Annotated in this window: 2 protein-coding genes; one reads left to right on the top strand and one right to left on the bottom strand. The window is 39.6% G+C overall.

Annotation, left to right across the window (positions count from 1 at the left end; genetic code table 11):
* Positions 1-49: 49 nt before the first annotated feature.
* Positions 50-868, top strand: a complete 819-nt coding sequence (locus QZ334_RS07845; protein WP_105093653.1) for a MetQ/NlpA family ABC transporter substrate-binding protein — start codon at positions 50-52, stop codon at positions 866-868.
* Between the two features lie 200 nt (positions 869-1,068).
* On the opposite strand, the gene QZ334_RS07840 is transcribed toward QZ334_RS07845, so the two are convergent.
* Positions 1,069-1,884, bottom strand: a complete 816-nt coding sequence (locus QZ334_RS07840) for a nitroreductase family protein (RefSeq protein WP_105089832.1) — start codon at positions 1,882-1,884, stop codon at positions 1,069-1,071.
* Positions 1,885-2,640: the final 756 nt, after the last annotated feature.

Here is a 2,640-nt window from a genome sequence, read left to right as displayed (position 1 = left end):
TTACATGATAGGATATATCCATTATATGTATATAGAAAGGGATGTTCACATGAAATTAAAAAAATTTATTGCCCCTCTTCTCGTTGGCGTTTTAGCATTCGCCATCGCAGGCTGTGGCACAAATACAAATCAATCTAGTCAGGCACCAAAGGAAATTAAAATCGGTGCTACTGCTGGTCCTCATGCTCAAGTTGCTGAAGCCGTTGCAAAAGAGGCTAAAAAACAAGGTATCGACCTTAAAGTTGTAGAGTTCTCCGATTATGTAACACCAGATAAAGCCCTCGCTGATGGCGACATTCAATTGAATGCGTACCAACACGTGCCATTTATGGAAAACTTTAACAAACAAAATGGTTCCAACTTAGTAGCAATCGGTAAAACCCTTTTAGTGCGTATGGGATTATATAGTAATAGTGTACATAGCGTACAAGATGTACCTGAAGGCGCTACGGTTTCTATTCCAAATGACCCTACTAATGGTGGTCGTGCATTAGTATTATTAGCTAAAGCTGGATTAATTACGTTAAAAGATGGTGTCGGCTTCAAAGCAACTGTTGCAGATATCACATCTAACCCGAAAAATATAAAGATTCAAGAATTAGAAGCAGCTCAATTACCTCGTAGTCTAGATGATGTAACAATTGCAGTTATTCCAATGAATTATGTACAAAGTGCTGGCCTTAGTGTAGAAAAACAAGGCTTCTTCTTCGAATCAAAAGATGAACCACTAACAGTTATCGTACTTGCGGTACGTAGTGAAGACAAAGACAATGAAACTTACAAAAAAATTGCAGACATTTACAAATCTGATGCAATTAAACAATTCATCAACGATACTTTCAAAGGTAGCATTACATCTGCAAACTAACCAAAAGACCGACCTCAATACGAGGCCGGTCTTTTTGATAAACAATCTTTTATAGATCTATAAATACGACTATCACCATAACAAATGTAGTAACTACAGCAAAATATGTATAATGCCAAAAAGCGATACCCTAACTGTTTAGAGTATCGCTTTTATTTTATTCTTTAGTATCAATCACTATTATTAGTAATCAATCACTACTATTCTTCAGTATCGAATGTTACGTCCAATGGTTGGCGTTCCACGATGTTACGGTAACGAACCTTTGGATAGCCCATCAAGATACCACCAGCAATGATTTTATCCTCTGGTACACCTAATAGTTCCAATAGTGGTTTATACTCTGCTTCGCCTGCATGTTCAAAGAAGCCAGCCCAACAAGTGCCTAAACCTAATGTTGGTGCATACAACTCTGCATAAGACAAGCAGGAATGCCCGCTATCGTGAGTACGGTGAATATCTTTTTTAGAACCGATGGCCACTACTAACGCAGGTGCATCGCGCAAGATGTATTCCTTACCCTTATCGACCTCAGCTTGTGCTGCACGAGCATAAAGACGCATAATCGGCACAGTTTTCGCAGCCAAATGCATCCACTCAAGAACGAGATCTGCAATGCGACGCAACTTTTGTTTGTCCCGAATAACAATATAGGAAATACCTTGTGTATTTGTTGCTGTTGGAGCCATTCTTGCAACGTTTAAGACCTTGCGAATAAGCTCAGCAGGAACTGGTTTATTTTGATAATTACGAATAGAGCGACGGCTGCGCAAGAATAACTCAGCTTGCTCTGGCGTTAATTTTTGTTCTTTTGTGATATCGATTTGCTCTTTACGTGGGGTCATATCACTATCAAGAGCAAGCGTTGGGCATACGGAAATACAATGCCCACAGGAGATACAACCTCCCTTGCCAGTTACAGGCCCATTTTCGGACATCACTAGCAAGCCTGTTGGACAGTCAGCTACGCAAAGGCCGCATCGTGTACAGACTTCTGTATTGACGGTAAATAACATCTGATAAATCCTCCAAACACTACTATAAAGCCTATTATAACACAATCAATCAAGGGTTATCTAGGCAACATATGCTTTTCAAGGTTATTCTCCCTATTTTGATGGGGCCCTATTTCATTTCTACAACCTAGTAAAAAAGTACAAATATACTTGCTTGCTCCGTCCTTCGCAAAGTCGCTGCACAAGTATATTCGTACTTTTTTATAATTATATTTATAAAGGCGTCCCATCAAAATAGAACTACACACTTAAATACATAACACCTAGATAAGCCGATTGTTCTATGTAAAAAGGCTTTAAACTAATGGCGCCACGCCCACCATGTGGGAAAGGCGGAGGCTACAACTAAGTACGATTAAGCAATTAACCGCATCCTATCACCCCTTCCGTTCGTAAAAACATATTGAGTAAAGATCAAATGTAGCTTGTGATGGGGATTTCTGTATATTAAGCAGTTGATGTTGTTTGCTATGGGACTAATTCATAGCAGGTGTTATAAAAATAAAACTAGGTATTTCTGCGGCGACTTTACGAAGAACGGAGCAAAAACCTAGTTCTCTAACCCCTTCCCCATCACATAAAAGCATATGAGTAAAGATCAGCTGCAGCTTGTGATGGGACTAGTTAATAGCAGACGCTCAAATAATAAAAAGAGGTCCCTATGCAGCGACTTTGCGAAGAACGGAGCAAAGAGGGACCTCTTTTTATTATTTATTGAGTTGTCGCAATCTAACGGGGCCCCATCACAAGCGGAAA

It is taken from the genome of Veillonella sp. (assembly GCF_019414865.1).
Taxonomy (GTDB): domain Bacteria; phylum Bacillota; class Negativicutes; order Veillonellales; family Veillonellaceae; genus Veillonella.
Note: the sequence above shows the minus strand (reverse complement) of the source record. Positions and strands in the feature narration are given on the sequence as shown.

Excerpts from the sequence above, each read along its gene's own strand:
- QZ334_RS07845 (WP_105093653.1), top strand. The coding sequence starts at position 50 with ATGAAATTAAAAAAATTTATTGCCCCTCTTCTCGTTGGCGTTTTAGCA.
- QZ334_RS07840 (WP_105089832.1), bottom strand. The coding sequence starts at position 1,884 with ATGTTATTTACCGTCAATACAGAAGTCTGTACACGATGCGGCCTTTGC.